The organism is Chryseobacterium sp. FG46 (genome assembly GCF_057809135.1).
Map to the genome: position 1 here is coordinate 73,550 of NZ_JBMDJJ010000011.1, position 18,973 is coordinate 92,522.

An 18,973-nucleotide genomic window follows, 5' to 3' on the forward strand; every position below is an offset into this window, starting at 1 on the left:
TCTGATCTTACAGTGGAACATTGATTGTATCATCATCACCGTCAGAAGGATATTTCAGCGTGTGCATCATATCGTCTTTTGGAGAAGTTACTGTATCTATTGCCGGTTTTGTGATCAAATCTCTTTCAGCAAGTGTGACATCACTTCCTCCTTTTACCGTTTCCGGGTCTTTTACCTGTTTTTCTAAGAATGATGCGAAAAACGGCTTCTTTTTTGAGTTGTTGCTTTTCATAATGTTTTAGTTTTGGTTTGATATATAATTAAGCTTAAGCTGTAGTATATTAAACATCTAAAACATCCTCATCTCCGTCAGAAGGATATTTCATGGTTACATTATCATTATCAGGCTTTGTAACATTATCCTTAAGAGGAGTAGTAATCTGATCCTGCAGAGATGTAGTAATCTGGTCTGCCAATACAGAAGTAATACCTCCTCCTTTTACTGTTTCAGGATCTTTAACCTGTTTTTCTAAGAATGATGCAAAAAATGGCTTCTTTTTTGAATTTTTGTTTTCCATAAGTTAATATTTTTATTGTTTTTTGAAAATCCAAAGTACAAAAATTTCAAATCATGGAGAAATAATATAAGTTTTTAATAAAATTTTAACATAAAACTACAAATCAAAGCATAAAATCAATTCAAACCAAGAAAATCCTTGACAACATTTGCAAAATCAACCGGATTTTCTGCCTGCACCCAATGCCCGGCATTCTTTACTGTCACAATTTTAGCTTTAGGAAATTGCTGTTTGATACCGAATTCGTCCTGTGGCAGGATGTAATTGGATTTTGCTCCTGCAATAAACAGTGTATCGCCTTCAAAAACCCCGAATTTAATGGCATTGGATACAAATTCTGTATATTTTTCAGATAGCGTTTTGAGATTGAATCTCCAGCCCAGTTTTTTATTATCATCCCAATACAGGTTTTTCGTTAGAAACTGTACGGTAGATCTTTCAGGAATATATTGGTTCAGGACGGCTTCCACTTCATTTCTTGAAGTTACCGTATTGAAATCAACGGTCTCCAGTGCTTTAATAATTCCCTGATGATGCGGCGGATATGCTTTAGGTGAAATATCTACAACGATCAGTTTTTCAACACGTTCAGGGTATTTTATCGCAAACTGCATCACTGCTTTTCCTCCTAATGAATGCCCCAGAACATGAGCTTTCTGAATACCATAATGATCCATATAACGGGCAATATCATCTGCCAGATCATCATGAGACATACTTTCTGAGTGAAAGCTTCTTCCGTGGTTTCTAAGATCGATCAGGTGTACCGGAAGATATTCTCCCAGATCCTTTCCGAAACTTCCCCAGTTGTCGAGCATTCCGAATAGTCCGTGAAATACAAGAAGCGGCGTATTCGTTACATTTTCGCCGAATATTTTTGAATTTAAAATTTCCATATTTTTTACCATTTTGCCAGTCTCTTCAGATAAGCCTGAACCGTATTTTCCAATCCCATATAAAGTGCTTCGGAAACCAAAGCATGGCCGATAGATACTTCCAGAAGGTTCGGAATGGTATCTGAGAAATATTTCAGGTTTTCCAAGCTCAGATCATGTCCGGCATTGATTCCCAATCCGAGTTTGGTGGCTTCAACAGCTGTGTCGTAATAAGGTTTTATAGCTTGTTCTTTATTGGTAAGATAATTTTTTGCGTAAGCTTCTGTATACAATTCTATTCTGTCTGCGCCTGTTTTAGCTGCATATTCTACCAATTCCGGCAAAGGATCCAGAAAAACAGAAGTACGGATTCCTGCTTTTTTAAATTCTGCAATGATGTCTGTAAGGTAATCGAGATGTTTCTGGGTATCCCAGCCTGCATTGGATGTAATAGCGTCATCAGCATCCGGTACAAGAGTCACCTGTTCAGGCTTCACCTCCAGTACCATATCGATAAAGCTCTGATGAGGGTTTCCTTCAATATTAAACTCAGTCGTAACCAACGGCTTCAGATCATAGACATCTTTTCTTGTGATATGCCTTTCATCAGGTCTTGGGTGAATGGTAATTCCCTGTCCTCCGAATTCCTGAATTTTTACAGCAGCTTCTGTAACACTTGGGGTTTCACCTCCTCTTGCATTTCGTAACGTCGCAATTTTATTAATGTTTACGCTTAGTTTTGTCATTTTTTATTGTAGATGTTAGATATGATATGTTAGAAGCTTGAAAGTAAATCCAGACATTGTACTTCCTTTGGTCTTCTACATTCATGATCATTTAAAAATTTAATTAAAATTTGTTTTAAAGGTGCTGAAACTTCCAGCTTCCCTCTTCTGCCTTCCCGTTTTTCTACACCTTCACACTTACCTGCATCACCTGAAGTTCAAATTCTTTCGAAGCCACCAGTAAATGGTCAAAAATATCGGCCTGAATCTGCTCAAAACGTTCCCATTGTGAATCATTGGCAAAGCAGTACACTTCAAGTGGCAGCCCTTGTGGGGTAATCTCCAGCTGACGAACCATCCGGGTTCCGTTTTTGTCAATATCAGGATCGTTCTCAATATATTTCTGTGCATAATATCTGAAAACCCCAATATTGGTAAGCTGTCTTCCATTCACTACTTTATCTTTATGCTCGAGGCTTTCTTTTTCTTTTCTGATTTCAGAAGTCTTTTCTTTCAGATAATCTGAAATTAAATTGATTTCTTTTAACCGTTCAATATCTTCATCCGTAAGAAACTTAAAAGAATTAATGTTAAAGTAGATTGATTTTTTAATCCTTCGGGTATTAGATTCAGACATCACCTGCATATTCTTGATCTCGGTGGTCATCAAATCATAAGTGGGAATCGTAGAAACTGTTTTATCAAAATTGGTAATTTTGGTTGTCAAAAGGTTGATCTCCGTAATATTTCCTTCAATGCTGTATTTGGGAATACTTACCCAGTCTCCTACTTTCAGATTTTTGGAAGTAGCCACGTGAAGACCTGTTACAAACCCAAGAATAGTATCTCTGAAAACCAATACCAGAACAGCTGTAATTGCCCCAAGACTTCCTACAATAGTGGTTCCTTTGATTCCGAAAATCACACAGAGTCCCACTACTGTAAATATGAAAAGTCCTAAGATTTTTACGGTTTCGGAAATAGCATTAAGCGCCATTATTTTATAGAAATCCTGTTTAATGCTGAAATAATTCCTGAAAGCGGTCAGTGATCTGTAAAGCATTCCCGCTAATATCAGTACCAATCCCAGATTGATACATCTTATGATAAAAATGGTTGTCTTCGGCAGCGCATTTTCCGGAAATATAGATCCCTGAATCCCGGCAACAGCAATCAAAGCAGCAAAATGAGCTACAGAATTGGTGATCTTCGACTGATAAATAGATTTTAAAATGGGAAACTTCTGTTCGTTATGAAATAACCTGAATACCGAATTGATGATGAACTTAAAAATAAAATCGGTAATAAAAAACAGGACAAGAAGTAAGCTCAATTTTACTATGATATGAAAAATCCAATCCAGCCCGGAGGGTGAAATCCGGGTAATGTAAATATAAAGCTGCTCGCTCAGCTCCTGTATAAAGTTTTTGGTTTCTTGTAACTGGTCATTCATCACAGCAAATTTATGAAATTAAGAATCATCATTTTACTATTCACAATCAATTTTCATCCCAAAAGCTATTCTCCCGAAAATATTTAATAAAAATTATGAGCGATGATCTTAAAAAACAGTAAGTATGCTACAACCCACAATTATAGATAAAAAATTAACTATGAATTACAGATTTAAATAAAAAATATTAAAATAATTTACAGTTTTAATGTTTTAATATTAAAAATTAATTAAATTTGATTAAAACTAAACCCATCAAAACCAATTAAATATGAAACAAAACTACTTGTTCATCATGCTGTGCAGCCTTGTACTGTTAGTCAATTGTAAAGGCGGTGATGACTCGATCAACCCGGAAGTTTCCAAAACAGTATCCACCGGAACGGTAGAAGGCAAAGTATTTGCTAAAAACGGAACAAAACCTATTGGCGGTGCCATTGTATTTACTATTGACAGCAAAAATCAGGTTTATCACACGTATTCCAATGCAGATGGTTCATTCAGCCTAACTGCACCTGAGGGAAATACAACCCTTCACATCCAGACTGGCAATGGCCTTAATTTCAGAACTGAAATTCCCGTTACGGTTAATAAAAATGAAACAACCAGTGTTGCCAGCAAAGATTCCAAACTAAATCAGATTGCAAAAATAGCTTATGTAGAAGGTAGTTATGACGAAATAGAGGCCATTATTACAAGTCTTGGTTACACCGCGACAGAAATCAGCTATCAGGATTTAAAAAATTTCAACACCATTTCTCAGTATGATATTATTTTCCTGAACTGCGGTTCACGTAATCCTGCACAGACGGGAACCAACTCTCCCGGTAATGATCTTTCTGTTTTCAGTAATCTTTCTACTTTTATCACGAATGGCGGAAGCATTTACACCTCAGACTGGGCAGCAGCTTATCTGGTAGGGGGAGATAAATACGTTTCAGGCTGCAGTACTTATGGAGGTTTTCTGGATCTCACAAAGATTTGTTTTACTAACACCGGAAATTCTGCCATGTATAATAACTGTAGTGTTACCAATGCTGCTATGGCTGCAGCATTAGGGTTTAGCACACTGGATATTCAGTATGATATGTCTTTATGGGAAAAAATTCAGCATTATGATCCTACATTCTGGGAAGTACTGGTACAGAAAGGTAATGAACCTTTGATGATAAGAACTAATAAATATGTGGATAAAACGGCTCCTAAAATCTCAGTGGGAACGTCTTTAAACAATAATCATATGACGATCTGCCATCATACGGCAGGTGGCAACAATGTTACCATTACCATTAATCAGAATGCATGGAATGCTCACCAGGCGCACGGTGATTACGTGGGATCATGTTCAGGAACTACCAGCAGTGGGAATATCTACTATACCACATTTCATAACCATGCAAGCGGAAATATCGGTAAAGCAGGACCGATTCTGGAATACGTAATCTTAAATTTGTAATAAAATTTTATAACTCAGTTCTCAAAGTGGCTTTTTATAAGGTCACTTTTTTTATATTGCATGTATATTTTTTTAAAAGAATGGATACAACAATTATTAATATTTTCTGCCTCATTTTATTATTTATTGGAATACTGGGTACTTTCCTTCCGGTATTGCCTGGTCTTTTGCTGAGTATCTGTGGACTTTTGATCTATAAATTCGGAACGGATGCTGATCTTCCCATGATTTATATCTGGGCCTTCGGAATTCTTACCGTAGCTTCTGTAGTATTAAGCTATGTAATTCCGGCAAAGACCAACAGAAAATATGGAGGTACCCGTTGGGGAAGTATCGGCTCTGTTATTGGAACTATTGTTGGAATATTTATTCCGATTCCGTTGGGATTTCTGATAGGAATGTTTGCAGGGGTATTTATTGGTGAATTACTTCACGACAGTAAAGACATGAACAAGGCTTTACAATCTACCAAAGGAGCGCTGATAGGCTTCATTTATGGAACCGGATTCAGTTTTGTGGTGGGAGTGGCAATGTTTTTGGTAGTATTACTTGATATGTTTAACGTCATTTAATTAAATATAAGAAACTATGTTCCATAAAGTTATCATACTCAGTCTGGGAATATTTGCATTAACAGGATGTGATGCCCAAAAGAAATCCAGGATGAATACAAAAGCTGCTGAAATGTCTACAGGTACAAAATCAACAAGTACGAATAACCAGAAAGACGGTGTTATCTACCTGAATGAAGGAGAAAATAAGTTTTTAAGAGAATACCAGATGAATGTGACATTCAAAGGGGTTTCTGAAGACAGCCGTTGTCCTGAAGGAGTCAATTGTATCTGGGCGGGAGTTGCTCTTGCCCAGGTGGAAGTAATGGGAACTTCTACCCGGCCGATGATTCTGAACCTCGCCAGCGGAGATTTCCCGGGAAGAAATTATCACCAATCGACAGAATTTAATGGTTACACTATTACATTGCAGGATATTGCTCCGTATCCGAAATCTCAGGATGGAGCAAAAGCATTAGCCGGAAAATATAAAATCGGAATTACGATAAAAAAAGCAGATCAATCAGCTGATTCTACCAGGAAATAGGCTTTTTCCCCTTGGAAACAAGGTATTCATTGATTTTTGAGAAAGGCTTGCTTCCAAAAAAACCTCTGTACACAGAAAAAGGTGAAGGGTGTGCCGATTTAAGAATAAAATGTTTAGCCGGATCTATGAGTTCGGCTTTTTTTTGTGCAAAAGCGCCCCACAATACAAACACTACATTTTCTTTTTTATCTGAAATTTCCTTAATGATAAAATTGGTAAATTTCTCCCAGCCAAGGTCTTTATGTGAATTGGGTGAATGCGCACGAACCGTTAACGTAGCATTCAGCAGTAAAACGCCCTGTCTTCCCCAATCATCAAGTTCTTTGGAAGTTCTTACCACTCCCAAATCATCTTTTAGCTCAATAAAAATATTTTTAAGTGAGGGCGGTGCGGCAACCTGCTCAGAAACGGAAAAGCATAAACCATTTGCCTGATAATCGTTATGGTAAGGATCCTGGCCAATTATCACCACTTCAATATCATCAAAAGCAGTAAGTTCCAATGCTCTGAAGATCTGATTTTTTGGCGGGAAAACTTTGGTTGTTGCATATTCATTCTTCACTTTCTCCCAAAGGGTAGTAAAGTATTCCGTGCTTTTTATAGGGGCTAAAATTTCTGTCCAGGTCATACTGCAAAAATAATAATATTAAAATAAGAGCTTCCATTATACTTTAAATATCTTCACTTTTCTTTCAATAAGCATATACGAAAAATAGGACAGCAATAGTGAAAGAGAGATTAACAAAAGATTATTAAGATGGTAATTATTCACAATAACAAAATCCTGCTTCTTCACCATATAATGGATAATGTATAACGAGTAAGAAATATTTCCTAAAAGGTACACGGCTTTGGTTTCTAAAAATGTTTTGAGATAGTTAGGCTTTCCTTCATACAGATATTTAATCATCAATGCTGATAATAAAGGAATAAACAATAGTCCTTTTTCCACAAACAACATGGACACAAACAATAGGAGAATGATATAAAGGATCTGGTTTTCTTTCTTCATTTTAAATGATGGTAAAAGGGCAACTCCAATACCAAGAAAATAGGAAGAGACTGTTCTTAACAGGGAAACAAAGCCATAAGGAAGATCAAGATATCTTGGTGACTCTCCTGCTTCCATGGGATGTTCGGAGCCAATATATAAATGTCCGGGTAAATAAGGAAGAAGAAACCTCAAAACCAAACTTATGATGATTAAAATTTCGCCGCGTATTTTATAATACAGGATGAACCATAACATAAAAGGGAATATCAGATAGCAAACCCATTCTGTACTCAGTGACCAATAGACTACATTCAGCAGATAATCCGGGGTAAAAAAACACTGTAATAAGGTGGCGTTTATGAGGAATCCCGCTAAAGAAGTCTTCATTAAAAACAATGCTATAAAAACTACTGATATAATGTACACAGGATAAATCCTGTTGATTCTTTTTTTATAAAAAACCTCTATTACTTTATAATTCAAATCCTTCAATTTTCCGGAATAAGAAACTGTTAGTAAAAAAGCACTTAACACAAAAAAAATATCAACTGCTACATATCCCTTTCCTACTACATCCTGAATGAATTCATTCCTAAAAAAACTAAAATGAAAAAACGCTACCCATAATGCAACAATCCCTCTAAGTCCCGTTAAAGATTTTATTTCATTTTTCATATGCAATGTCAATCGGCAATAAAGATAGAGAAAAACCTAGCAGATCTCATAAGAGTTGGCCCAAGCTCTTTGCAAGCTAAAGATAATATTATCCGGAAAACCTTCATCCTGCTTTCCTTCCTGCAAAATAAAATGATGTTTTAAAAGAAGACCTTTCGAATTTTCATTGAATTTATTGGTAATGGCTACAATTTCCTGTAAATGGAATTCGTTAAAGCCAAAATCTAAAACTGCTTTCAAGGCTTCAGACATAATGCCTTGCCTGTGATATTCGGGTAACAGTTCGTAACCAACTTCTGCTTTCTTCCGGTCTTCAGAAAAATTCCAGAGACAGATGGTTCCGATAAGATCCGGTTGATCTTTTAAAGAAATCCCCCAATAGGCTGTTTGATTGTTCCGAGTTCTTTCTTTAATTGTTAAAATAAACTGAAGGGCATCATAATTTGTCTTTGGTGAAATTCTTTTCACAAATTTATTAACCTCCGGATTGCTTCGGATTTTTAAAATATCTTCTGTATTATTTTCATTGATTTCCTTTAAAATCAATCTTAGAGTTTCCAGTTTCACATTCCAAATTTAATAAAAGCAGCTCAATCCTATTAAATTCACGGTTAATTTATTCTGTACATCTCTCAGATATACGTAATAATCAAAATTCTCACTAAATTTGCACTGTGTATATAGATAAAGAAGATTTAGACGAATTAGAGTTTCCGCAATTGCTCGCGGAAATCTCCCCATTTGCGTATTCTCCGAAAACAAGAGAAAAAATTCTTCAACTTCGTCCGATGGAAATTGACGAGGCGGAACTTTCATTAAAAAAAACGTCAGAATATCTGTCGAGTTTTGAAAGTTCAAATGCGATTCCGTTTGATGAGTATGAAGATATTGAAAGTGAGCTGAAATTGATGCTGATTGAGAACTACCGTCTGGAAAATGCTGCTTTCATCAAAATAAAAACCATCACGGAACAGATCGGAAGACTTCAGAAATTCTTCCCTACCATGCCGGAAACGTTTCCTACTTTATTAGAAGAAGTTTCTGTACTGGAATTCAGAAAAGAGATCATTGATAAGGTAGATAAGGTTTTTAACCGTTTTGGTGAAGTAAAAAATGAGGCTTCTCCAGCGTTGAAAGGGATAAGAACTGAAATTCAGCTTGCTAAAAAAGCAATCCAGGAAAATTTTAACCGTGCGCTTACCACGTATGGACAAAGTGATTTTCTGGACGACATCCGGGAAACGATTATTGATGACCAGAGAGTTCTGGCGGTAAAATCAGGATTCAAAAAAAGGGTTGCCGGAAGAACATTAGGAATTTCCAAAACAGGTTCCATTACGTATATTCAGCCGGACAGTGTGGTAAAGCACTATTTCAAGCTGCGTGAAAATGAAGAGGAGGAGAAAAAAGAAATTGATAAAGTTCTCCGTAAGCTTACAGCAGAACTGGCAGAATTTCAGCCTCAGCTGTGGAGATATCAGGTGTATATTTTTGATCTTGATCTTACGAGAGCTAAAGCAAAATTTGGTGAACTGATCAACGGAGTTCTTCCTAAAATCAACCATCATAAAACACTGAGATTAAAAGATGCTTATCATCCACTTTTATGGTTAAGAAACAAAGTTGAGAACAAAACAATTCACCCTCAAACACTTACCTTAACAGAACATAACAGGATTATCTGTATTTCCGGTCCGAATGCCGGCGGAAAATCAATTACCCTGAAAACAGTTGGACTATTGCAGCTGATGATTCAGAGTGGTATTCTGGTTCCGGTTCACCCAAAGTCTGAAATGTTTTTCTTTGAGAAAATCATGACGGATATTGGAGATAACCAGTCCATTGAAAACCATTTATCGACCTATTCATCAAGGTTGAAGAAAATGTCCGGGATCATTCGTGAGGCTGATGCCAATACCCTTCTGCTTATTGATGAATTCGGTACGGGTTCTGATCCTGAACTTGGAGGTGCGCTGGCAGAAAGTTTTATGGAGTTTTTCTATGACAAAAAGAGTTTTGCCATCATCACAACGCACTATACCAATATTAAACTGGTAATAGAGCAGCTTCCCAACGCTCAGAATGCAGCCATGCTCTTCAATGAAGAAACTTTGGAACCGATGTATAAGCTGGAAGTAGGACAGGCAGGAAGTTCATTTACGTTTGAAGTTGCAGAAAAGAATAAAATTCCGAGATTCATTATCCATTCTGCCAAGAAAAAGGTAGAGCATGATATTGTGAATCTTGACAAAACGATTGTAAAACTACAGCAGGAAAAATTTGAAGTTGAAAAGCTGAAATCCGATCTTGCAGAAAGAAAAGAGTCTGTAGAAGATAAGCGTGATAACCTTCAAAAACTGAATGACCAGCTTCAGCAGAAACTGTTCAATTTCCAGAAGCTGTATGAAGAGGAACACCGCAAACTGCAGTTTGGAAATAAGATTGAAGCATTCATCGACAGCTATACCAAAGGGAAATCCAGAAAGGATGTTGTAAAAGATTTTGTAAAACTTCTTGAGCAGGAGAAATTCCGAAAACTGGGCATTGATAAAGATGAAACCAAACGACTGCAGGTTGTTAAAAGAAAAATAACCCAACAGCTGAAAAAAGAAGAGGTGATTGAAAAAATTGCTGAAACCAATGAAAAGCTGGAAGAAAAACGTAAAACCGACCGCGCTGTCTGGATGAAGATTGGACAACGTGTTCGTATTACAGGAAGTACCAGTGTAGGAACTATTGAGAAAATTTCCAGAAACAAAGTAATTGTCAATTACGGAACTTTCAAGACCACGATTGATGCGGATGAATTGGAGAGAATTTAATTAATCTATCTAAGAATTAAATTACGCAAATACAGAGAGAGCACTTTTCAGTGTTCTCTCTTTTAATTTTATTTTTTAATGAATCTTTTAATTCTCTCTTGTATAAAGGTTTTTAATATATTTGAATTCATAAAGTATTAAACATGGTGAGAAACTTTACTATTCTTTGGATCTTTTATAAAAAAATACTGATTCCTGCGCTACTGTTTTCATTACTTATTTATTTTTTGCTTCCCTTCAGTATTAAAACATTTGGATTAAGTTTTCTTCTGATTTCACCTGTTCTTCATTACTTTATGTATGAAATAAGGTTTAAAAGCGAATATTACTTTTATGCCAATACAGGGTTTTCAAGGATGTTTCTTTGGGCAGGAACAATAGTATCGGGGATTATTGTAAAAATTATAACATTGTTTTTATGAGCAGACTGCATGTTGATAGCGTAACAAAATCTTTTAGTGAGAGGAAAATTCTGCAGGATATTTATATAGGATGTGAAACAGGGCAAGTTATAGGATTACTGGGCAGAAATGGAAGCGGAAAATCAACACTGTTAAAAGTTATTTTCGGAACTGAATATGGCGATACTCAGTTTATAAAATATGACAACACTATTCTGAAAACCATTTCCGATAGAAAAAACAGAATTGCTTACTTACCACAGGATCTCTTTTTACCCAGGTATGTAAAAATCAAAAACCTGATTCCCCTTTTTTGTAATCAAAAGAATACTGAACTACTTTTTACTTCAGAATTCGTAAAGCCTTTCCTCCATGAAAAACCTAAAAACCTTTCTAAAGGTGAACAGAGAATTATTGAAACCCTGATGATTATTTATTCTGAAGCCCATTTTATTTTACTGGACGAGCCATTTCATAGTCTTTCTCCCAAGGTTACTGAAGAATTAAAGAAAAATATACTGCGGGAGTCAGCACATAAAGGTTTCATTATTTCTGATCATAATTTTAAAGATGTTCTGGATATTTCCGAACGTATATTTCTGCTTTCAGACGGTCATCTGAAACAAATACAAGATTTAAGTGAACTGCAGCGGTATAATTATCTTCCGAAAAGCATTTAATTTATATATTTGGAAGATCAAAAAAATTTCATGATGACTTTCATAAACAAAGCATTCTATTTATCTGCTTTCAGTATCTTATCTATAACCTTTGTAAAAGCACAGACAAAAGTTCCTTTTGGAGTGGTAAAAGCTGAGGAAGGATATGCCAACGTACGTGTACACAAAGACGATTACAGAAAAATTGTAGACAAGATCCGTATGCGCAAAGGAGATGTATTTGTTTATGTAAAACCGGCTCCGGGAGAAACGGAATGGATCTGGATCAAATATCCGGAAAAACAGGATGACGACAAGCCTTTTGTACGGTATGAAACTCTTGATAAGGAAGGAATGGTGAATAAAGGGCGTATTGCATATGTGGACCAGCTTCCCGCCTATACTCCATCTAAATCTAAAAATGGAAGATCCCTTATTTTCACCGACAATTCGGATCCTAAAATCCCTACTGCCCAAAGAAGCAAAGTGGTGATTGATATTTATCCTTCCAATGCAGGATATCGTAAAAAGGAAAAAGATGCGGATGGAAAGATTCTTACCATTGATAAAGTAAAACCTTGGGGAATTGGAAATGACCTTCCTGAAGGAATGACCGAAATCAAATCCATCAGAGTGCAGCAACCCGGAAGAGGATCTGTTTTTGTAAGAGAAGCTATCAAAAATATGTTCCAGCCTACCATGGATTTTGAGAACGTAGGAGTAACATCTCTTGACAATGATAATATTTTTCTTTATATGATCAATGGTTCAGGAGAAAACAGATACACTACACTCTGGACAATTAAGAAGGGAAGAGTAATCAGCCAGATTATTTATCATAATCCGGAATAAATTCATTATTTTTGCATTCGAAAAGTTTTACACTTATTCATCACAGAAATTGGTTCTGCATCACTGCAGATTAAAAGGGAACCGTGTGAAAATCACGGACTGTCGCGCAACTGTAAGTAACTGAAGTCTTTATCAAAGATCCACTGTGCGAGGCATGGGAAGGAGATAAATGATGTTACAAGTCAGGAGACCTGCCTTTTTCTTAAACATGTAACTTTCGCGATTTGAAGTTGTATTGATCTGATGGATTGTTTCAGGAATTCTGTAAGTTCCTGTCATTATTCTGTTGTTTCCAATCATTTCTTATCGCTTTAATTATAATAATGATATATGACTACAGAAGAAAGAATTGAAGCATCCGAAACCAGAATCTTTAAAGCGGTTTTCCCTAACACAACCAATCATTACGATACCCTTTTTGGAGGTACTGCCATGCAGCTGATGGATGAAGTAGCTTTTATCACAGCAACCCGTTTTGCCAGAAAAAGAGTGGTAACCGTAAGCAGTGATAAGATTGATTTTAAAAAACCTATTCCTGCCGGAACCATTGTGGAACTGATCGGGAAAGTTTCATACGTGGGAAAAACCAGTATGAAAGTGAATGTTGAAATTTACACTGAACAGATGTATTCCTATGAAAGAGAAAAAGCTATTGTAGGTGATTTTACTTTTGTAGCCATCGATGAATTCAAAAAACCAATTCAAATACTATAAATAAATTTCGGGCGGCCTTTGGCCGCCCGAAATTTATTATATTTTTATTGAAATTATTTCAACACTTTTTCCGTTTCCAGACTTTTATTTAAAAGAAGCTCAAAGGCCTCTCCCATTTCATCCGATGCTCTGCTGATAGCATTTTCAAGCATATTTCGGATTTGTTTTTCTGTTACTCCTGCTTCCGTCCAGCTCTTTCCTGTAGTATGGGAATTTAAAATAAACGGCATAATCCTGTCGATCCCGCAGGCAAAAATAGCATCCGGTGTTGTCTCTTCTTCAAACTCAAGCCACAGGTTAAAAAATTCTGTACGCAAAGGCTCATCCAGAATTCCAAAGATTTTTTGGGCTGAAGCTTTCTCTCTTTCAAATTTTCCTACCATTGCTTTTTCATCAAAAATAAAAGTATCTCCGGCTTCAATCTCCACAAGATCATGAATGGAAAGCATTCTTATCACCCTCAGTAAATCAATATCTGCACGGTTTTTAGCATACGGATAAAGGATCTGGGCAAGAATGATAATCTGCCAGGAATGTTCCGCCGTATTCTCTCTTCGGGAATCATCTGCATTATAATTTCTTCGCTGTACATTTTTAAGTGCATCCACTGCAAGAATAAAATCGATCTCTTTCTGAATTTTCATTTTACTTTTCTCTGTTATATTGTTCTGAAGAGTATACCCTGTGGTTACCCATTTATTATTTATCTTTTCTTTTGTAAGTACTTTTAGATTTGCTTTTTACAAATGATTTAGGTGTTTTTATTTCTAACAAAAATACGAATACTGATACGGACCTCAAAATCAGATAATGAGTAATGAATGATAGCTGGTTACTTTTCTTTTCTCTTCATTTCTTTCATTCTTACTTAAAATTTAAGTGTTTTTTTCACCATTTCTCATTCAAATCTAATTCTAACAAATTTTAAATAAAAATTATTTATTTGATTATCAGTATATTAAATAATTTATTTTAAAAATTACACTACTTTGTATTGCATAATACCATTTTAATTACATATCTTTGTAATGTAAAATCGAAATAGGTACAACTAGCTAGGTTCCGAACTTCGAAAATTATATAACTAATTAACAAAACTTATCAAAGATGAATACCGAAAATACCAAAGCGCAAATGCGAAAAGGAATTCTGGAATTCTGTATTCTAAGTCTCATCAATAACCGCGAAATGTATGTTTCTGATCTTATTGACGAACTGAAAAAAGGAAAACTGGATGTAGTGGAAGGGACCCTCTACCCTCTTCTTACAAGACTTAAAAACGGAGAGTTTCTCTCTTACAGATGGGAAGAATCTACCGGAGGACCACCCAGAAAATATTATCAGATCACAGAAAAAGGAAAACTTTTCCTGGATGAACTTCTCAATACATGGAATGAACTGACAGCCTCAGTAAACCAAATCACTCAACAAAATTAAAAAACAAAGCTATGAACAAGACACTCTCAATAGGACTCGCAGGTTTTTCTTTTACCATAGAAGAACACGCATATATAAAGCTCAGCGATTACCTGAACGCACTGAGAAGCTCTCTGGATGCTTCTGAGGCTGATGAAGTAATGCATGACATAGAAATAAGAATGGTGGAGATTTTCAAAGATTCTTTAGGAAAACGTGAAGTGATTAACGATACCGATGTAGAAAAGGTAATCGCACAGATCGGAAGCCCTGAAAAAATCGAAGAACAGGAAGAAGCTTATTTTTCTGAAAAAACATCTGCCAGAAACAATAATTCAGGAACTCATTATACAGATAAAAAGCAGCTGTTCCGTGATCCGGAAAAACAAAAAGTAGCAGGAGTCTGTGCAGGTTTAGCTCAATATGTAGGAATGGATATTACTACCATGAGAGCAATCTGGCTGGGAATCTTCGTATTAGGAATTTTCACAGCAGCCATTTCCTCTTCATTAATAGGTCTTTTATATGTAATCCTTTGGATCGTACTTCCAAAAGCTGAAACAGCAGCAGATTTCCTGAAAATGCAGGGAAAGCCTATGAACTTCGACAATCTTAAGAATGAGTCTAACAAATTGGTACAGTTTGCCAATGAATCTACTCAGAGGGTCGGAGAAATCTATAACGAAAACAAACCGTATATCAGCAACGCAAGCAGCGGAGTCTGGAATATTTTCAAATATATCGTAGGAGGATTCTTCGTACTGATGGCTGTAAGCAGCATTATTGGAGTATTTGTATTATTTGCCCTTTTTGCAATGGATACGGATTTCCCGGGAGCCAATGAGATCAGATTCTATATGGATGATCAGGGACTTGATAAAGTACTGGCTGCTATGATGGTGATCGGAAGCTTAATCCCAGCAATCCTTTTCAGTTTATTAAGCATCAAGATTTTCTCTCCAAAAACAAAACTGAGAAATATCGGATGGGTTGTAGGTGGTTTATTCCTTCTTTTGATCGGGCTTGGAACTTACTTCGGGATAAGCATGGCTAAGAAAGATATGATTTACAGAGGAAGCAAGGAAGACGTAGAAAATGTTGCCATCAACACCACTTCAGATACCGTATATGTGGATGTAAAACAGATCAACATCCCTCAGAGCTTCAAAGCGTATGACAATGATATTTATTCTGATAAAAAATCAGTGTATGAGGAAGATTATATTTCTGTAGATGTTACAAGAAAACCAGATATTAAAACTCCTTATCTGATCATCAAAAAAGAAGGAAAAGGATATAACTTCCCTATCCAGCTGACAGTTCCTGTAGAAGTGGTAAACAATAAAGTATTACTTCCGAACTACATCAAGTATCCATATGAGCACAGATTCAGAGATTACAGGCTTGATTATGAACTTGTAGTTCCTCAGAAAATGGTGGTTATATCAATGAAAAAAGACCGCATCAATATGGATGGAGACTTAGACGGAGACGGAATCAATGACAGTGATCAGGATGGGGATGAAGACAACAACGGTATCAGAATTGAAAAAAATAAAATCACGGTAAACGGTTCAAGTATCGAATACAACTCTGATGACAAAGACAGCATCATTGTAAACGGTAAAAAAGTTCCGAACAACCAGGCAAAGAAAGTAATTGATTCTGCAGTGTCTACCATCAAAAAATCAAATAAAGATATGGACATCAAAATCAAAGACGGTAAAAACGAAATTTCCATACAAACTAAATAATTAACTTCAGAGAGTGGTAGAAGGTGTGAGTGGATGGCAACCGTTTGAAATTCACACCCTTCTTCTCTCAGAAAAGTGAAAATAAATCTCTATTTAGTTTATTATGTGAAAAAAAAGTTTTAATTTCGTAAAGCTAAAATTTAATAACCAAATAATCAAAAACACAGCCTTATCATGATACAATTTGCAATGGAATTCGTAATGAAAATCGTAGATTTAATTAGCGGTTTGTTTTAAGAGCGATAATATTTCAATATATTTGTAAAGTATAACCAAAGTTTGGTTATACTTTTTTGTTTTTAATCCAGAAAATTTATGAAAAAGCTGTTAGGCAAAGCAATGTTAAAAATATTAGGTTGGAAAGTCGTTCTGCAGGGCGATGTCAACAATCTGAACAGGTGTATCCTTGTGGTAGCACCACACACTCATAATATGGAGTACATTTTAGGAAATTTCGCCTATTGGTCTTTGGAAAAACCTTTAAAGATTATTATTAAAGATGCCCACACCAAAGCCTGGTATGGAGGTATCGTAAAAGGGCTTGGAGGTATTGGGATCGACAGGAGCCAGAAAAACGACCTTGTGAATTTCGTAGCCAACCAGTTTTCAAAGGAAGATTTCAGTCTTGTTATTACTCCGGAAGGAACGAGAAGCTGGGTACCCAAATGGAGAAAAGGATTTTATCACATGGCTTTGGCTGCAAAAGTTCCTATTGTTCTGGCAGCAGGGGATTTTAAAAGAAAAATTGTTTATCTGGGCTACACCATTCCCTATGAAAGAATAGCATCAGTCCCTTTTTCAGAAATTATACAGGAAATCCAGGACTATTATATAAAAAATGACATTGTTCCCAAAGTGCCTGCCAACTGGAATCCCGATATTATGGGAACCGATCTAGAAGCTAGAAGCTAGAAGCTAGAAGCTAGAAGCTAGAAGCTAGAAGCTAGAAGCAAAATTAATCATCATTTATCAACTATTAAAAATGAAAGGTAAGACAAAAGAAGAAATATTAGCATTCATCAATAACTGGGGAGATGTAACTCTTGCCAAAACCCTTGAAATCAAATTTATCGATATTGATCTTGAAAACGAAACCCTTACAGCCACAATGCCTGTTCTCCCTAGAACCCATCAGCCGTTTGGAATCATGCATGGAGGAGCTAGCTGCGTTTTAGCTGAAACCTTAGGGTCAAGCCTGTCTAATATTTTTATCGATGGTGAAAAATATTACGGAGTAGGAACCAATATCAATTCCAATCATTTAAGAAGCAAAAAAGATGGTATTGTAACTGCTACGGCACGTTTTATCAGAAAAGGTAAAACCATGCACGTTTCTGAAATTGAAATCCGTGATGAAAAAGGAGTTTTGATCAATCATACTACAATGACGAACAATATCATTCACAGATAAATTGCATCAACATAAAAAAATAAAGAGCTTAATTAAATTTAAGCTCTTTTTATTTTGACATCTTTAAGACTAGTAATACCTTTGTAAAAAGGAAAATCACAGGGGGAATTTTCTATAGTATTTCCCAATGATGATTTTCAAAATCTTTCATAACCCATGATTTATTTCAAATTTCCTTTTGACGAGAGACTCCTGTCTGCGGATGAAAAAAACACAAAAAATGCTGTCACTTTTTTTTCCTATAACAGCTTAGAACAGATCAGCTTCAGCGGAGATATTTTTGAAATTGATGCTGCAGAATTTGCTCATACTTCTATTAGCAACAAAAGCCTGATAAGCGATTCTACAGCTTCTTCTGCCGAAACAAAAGAAGAATACTGCGAAACATTGCAGAAAGTGATCGAAGTGATTAAAGAAAATCACCTGCCAAAGATGGTTTATTCCAGAAGAAAAATTTTTACAGACTTTACATCCATCGATTATAAAGAGAGTTTCAAAAATCTTTGCGAAACTTACCCCAATGCCTTCAGATATCTGTTTAATGATGGAAAAAATGCATGGATGGGAGCTTTCTCGGAAGTATTAGGGAAGTTTAATAAGACGACTCTCGAATTTGAAACCATGGCTCTTGCCGGAACTCTTCCCGTATCTGAAGAATGGTCTGAAAAAGAAATTGAAGAACAAAAGCCGGTTACCACTTACATTCAGGATATTCTTAAGAACTATTCTGACAACGTACAACAATCGGAAACCTATGATCATATTTCCGGTAATATCAAACATTTACGAACAGATTTTAAAACCAGTATAAAACCTGAAGATCTTGATCAAATTATTCAGGACCTGCATCCTACTCCGGCTGTCTGTGGTATTCCAAAAGATTTTTGTAATGAGAATATCCGTAAATACGAAAAATTCCCCCGTGAATTTTATGCAGGCTATATAAAAGTAGAAACACAAGAAAGTATTCTTTATTTTGTAAATCTACGCTGTGCAAGGCTTTATAAAGATTCTGTACATATTTTTGTGGGAGGCGGAATAACAGCTCAAAGCAATCCGGACAAAGAATGGAAAGAAACAGAACTGAAATCTGAAGCGATATTGAAAAACTTGGCTATTTTTTAGATCATATTATTTTACGTGTTAAGTT

The 18,973-nt window shown here is 35.9% G+C and carries 21 protein-coding genes and 1 riboswitch; of the genes, 12 read left to right on the plus strand and 9 right to left on the minus strand.

The genetic code is table 11. The features are described from left to right. Positions 1 to 7: 7 nt before the first annotated feature. From ACODR7_RS10270 to ACODR7_RS10290, 5 genes are all read right to left on the minus strand, one after another. Complete coding sequence (locus ACODR7_RS10270) at positions 8 to 232, minus strand: microviridin/marinostatin family tricyclic proteinase inhibitor (RefSeq protein WP_488838937.1); 225 nt, start codon at positions 230 to 232, stop codon at positions 8 to 10. Between the two features lie 49 nt (positions 233 to 281). Next, positions 282 to 518, minus strand: a complete 237-nt coding sequence (locus ACODR7_RS10275; protein ID WP_488838938.1) for a microviridin/marinostatin family tricyclic proteinase inhibitor — start codon at positions 516 to 518, stop codon at positions 282 to 284. Positions 519 to 634: 116 nt separating this feature from the next. Next, positions 635 to 1,414, minus strand: a complete 780-nt coding sequence (locus ACODR7_RS10280; RefSeq protein WP_488838939.1) for an alpha/beta fold hydrolase — start codon at positions 1,412 to 1,414, stop codon at positions 635 to 637. 5 nt (positions 1,415 to 1,419) lie between these two features. After that, positions 1,420 to 2,139 carry a pyridoxine 5'-phosphate synthase gene (locus ACODR7_RS10285; protein WP_488838940.1) on the minus strand — a complete coding sequence of 240 codons (720 nt, stop codon included), beginning with the start codon at positions 2,137 to 2,139 and terminating at the stop codon, positions 1,420 to 1,422. A gap of 163 nt (positions 2,140 to 2,302) precedes the next feature. Beyond that, positions 2,303 to 3,571, minus strand: coding sequence for a mechanosensitive ion channel family protein (locus tag ACODR7_RS10290; RefSeq protein ID WP_488838941.1), 1,269 nt, complete (start codon positions 3,569 to 3,571; stop codon positions 2,303 to 2,305). Between the two features lie 271 nt (positions 3,572 to 3,842). On the opposite strand from ACODR7_RS10290, the gene ACODR7_RS10295 reads away from it, so the two are divergent. The 3 genes from ACODR7_RS10295 (at position 3,843) to ACODR7_RS10305 (ending at position 6,125) form a co-directional block, all read left to right on the plus strand. After that, the gene (locus tag ACODR7_RS10295) at positions 3,843 to 5,027 is read left to right on the plus strand and encodes a peptidase associated/transthyretin-like domain-containing protein (RefSeq protein ID WP_488838942.1); all 1,185 of its coding nucleotides are present in this window, start codon (positions 3,843 to 3,845) and stop codon (positions 5,025 to 5,027) included. 80 nt (positions 5,028 to 5,107) lie between these two features. After that, positions 5,108 to 5,599: a DUF456 domain-containing protein gene (locus ACODR7_RS10300; RefSeq protein ID WP_488838943.1), complete on the plus strand. Its 492-nt coding sequence runs from the start codon at positions 5,108 to 5,110 to the stop codon at positions 5,597 to 5,599. 16 nt (positions 5,600 to 5,615) lie between these two features. Continuing rightward, complete coding sequence (locus ACODR7_RS10305; RefSeq protein ID WP_488838944.1) at positions 5,616 to 6,125, plus strand: hypothetical protein; 510 nt, start codon at positions 5,616 to 5,618, stop codon at positions 6,123 to 6,125. On the opposite strand, the gene ACODR7_RS10310 is transcribed toward ACODR7_RS10305, so the two are convergent. The 3 genes from ACODR7_RS10310 to ACODR7_RS10320 are packed head-to-tail and all read right to left on the minus strand — an operon-like array spanning position 6,112 to position 8,361. Continuing rightward, on the minus strand, positions 6,112 to 6,753 hold the full coding sequence (locus ACODR7_RS10310; RefSeq protein WP_076597424.1) for a uracil-DNA glycosylase: 642 nt from the start codon (positions 6,751 to 6,753) through the stop codon (positions 6,112 to 6,114). The two genes, ACODR7_RS10305 and ACODR7_RS10310, sit on opposite strands and share 14 nt — an antisense overlap. Before the next feature lie 36 nt (positions 6,754 to 6,789). Continuing rightward, positions 6,790 to 7,794, minus strand: coding sequence for an acyltransferase family protein (locus ACODR7_RS10315; protein WP_488838945.1), 1,005 nt, complete (start codon positions 7,792 to 7,794; stop codon positions 6,790 to 6,792). A gap of 36 nt (positions 7,795 to 7,830) precedes the next feature. After that, on the minus strand, positions 7,831 to 8,361 hold the full coding sequence (locus ACODR7_RS10320) for a GNAT family N-acetyltransferase (RefSeq protein ID WP_488838946.1): 531 nt from the start codon (positions 8,359 to 8,361) through the stop codon (positions 7,831 to 7,833). A 107-nt stretch (positions 8,362 to 8,468) separates the two neighbouring features. Between ACODR7_RS10320 and ACODR7_RS10325 the strand changes: the two genes are divergently transcribed. The 4 genes from ACODR7_RS10325 (at position 8,469) to ACODR7_RS10340 (ending at position 13,242) form a co-directional block, all read left to right on the plus strand. Next, the gene (locus ACODR7_RS10325) at positions 8,469 to 10,616 is read left to right on the plus strand and encodes an endonuclease MutS2 (protein ID WP_488838947.1); all 2,148 of its coding nucleotides are present in this window, start codon (positions 8,469 to 8,471) and stop codon (positions 10,614 to 10,616) included. A 418-nt stretch (positions 10,617 to 11,034) separates the two neighbouring features. Then, positions 11,035 to 11,697: an ATP-binding cassette domain-containing protein gene (locus tag ACODR7_RS10330; RefSeq protein ID WP_488838948.1), complete on the plus strand. Its 663-nt coding sequence runs from the start codon at positions 11,035 to 11,037 to the stop codon at positions 11,695 to 11,697. A gap of 30 nt (positions 11,698 to 11,727) precedes the next feature. Beyond that, positions 11,728 to 12,528 (plus strand): hypothetical protein, encoded by an 801-nt coding sequence (locus ACODR7_RS10335; protein ID WP_488838949.1) that lies wholly within the window; start codon positions 11,728 to 11,730, stop codon positions 12,526 to 12,528. A 33-nt stretch (positions 12,529 to 12,561) separates the two neighbouring features. Further along, a riboswitch (cobalamin riboswitch) is annotated at positions 12,562 to 12,741 on the plus strand. Positions 12,742 to 12,858: 117 nt separating this feature from the next. Further along, a complete protein-coding gene (locus tag ACODR7_RS10340) occupies positions 12,859 to 13,242 on the plus strand; it encodes an acyl-CoA thioesterase (protein ID WP_002977578.1) in 384 nt (127 codons plus the stop codon). A 53-nt stretch (positions 13,243 to 13,295) separates the two neighbouring features. On the opposite strand, the gene ACODR7_RS10345 is transcribed toward ACODR7_RS10340, so the two are convergent. Continuing rightward, positions 13,296 to 13,886, minus strand: coding sequence for an HD domain-containing protein (locus ACODR7_RS10345; protein WP_488838950.1), 591 nt, complete (start codon positions 13,884 to 13,886; stop codon positions 13,296 to 13,298). 463 nt (positions 13,887 to 14,349) lie between these two features. Between ACODR7_RS10345 and ACODR7_RS10350 the strand changes: the two genes are divergently transcribed. From ACODR7_RS10350 to ACODR7_RS10370, 5 genes are all read left to right on the plus strand, one after another. Next, a complete protein-coding gene (locus ACODR7_RS10350) occupies positions 14,350 to 14,679 on the plus strand; it encodes a PadR family transcriptional regulator (protein ID WP_002977573.1) in 330 nt (109 codons plus the stop codon). 11 nt (positions 14,680 to 14,690) lie between these two features. Beyond that, positions 14,691 to 16,412, plus strand: a complete 1,722-nt coding sequence (locus tag ACODR7_RS10355) for a PspC domain-containing protein (protein WP_488838951.1) — start codon at positions 14,691 to 14,693, stop codon at positions 16,410 to 16,412. A gap of 315 nt (positions 16,413 to 16,727) precedes the next feature. Further along, positions 16,728 to 17,324, plus strand: a complete 597-nt coding sequence (locus ACODR7_RS10360; RefSeq protein ID WP_488838952.1) for a 1-acyl-sn-glycerol-3-phosphate acyltransferase — start codon at positions 16,728 to 16,730, stop codon at positions 17,322 to 17,324. Between the two features lie 70 nt (positions 17,325 to 17,394). Next, positions 17,395 to 17,823, plus strand: a complete 429-nt coding sequence (locus ACODR7_RS10365; protein WP_076597434.1) for a PaaI family thioesterase — start codon at positions 17,395 to 17,397, stop codon at positions 17,821 to 17,823. Between the two features lie 156 nt (positions 17,824 to 17,979). Next, positions 17,980 to 18,948: a chorismate-binding protein gene (locus tag ACODR7_RS10370; RefSeq protein ID WP_488838953.1), complete on the plus strand. Its 969-nt coding sequence runs from the start codon at positions 17,980 to 17,982 to the stop codon at positions 18,946 to 18,948. The last annotated feature ends 25 nt before the right edge of the window (positions 18,949 to 18,973 follow it).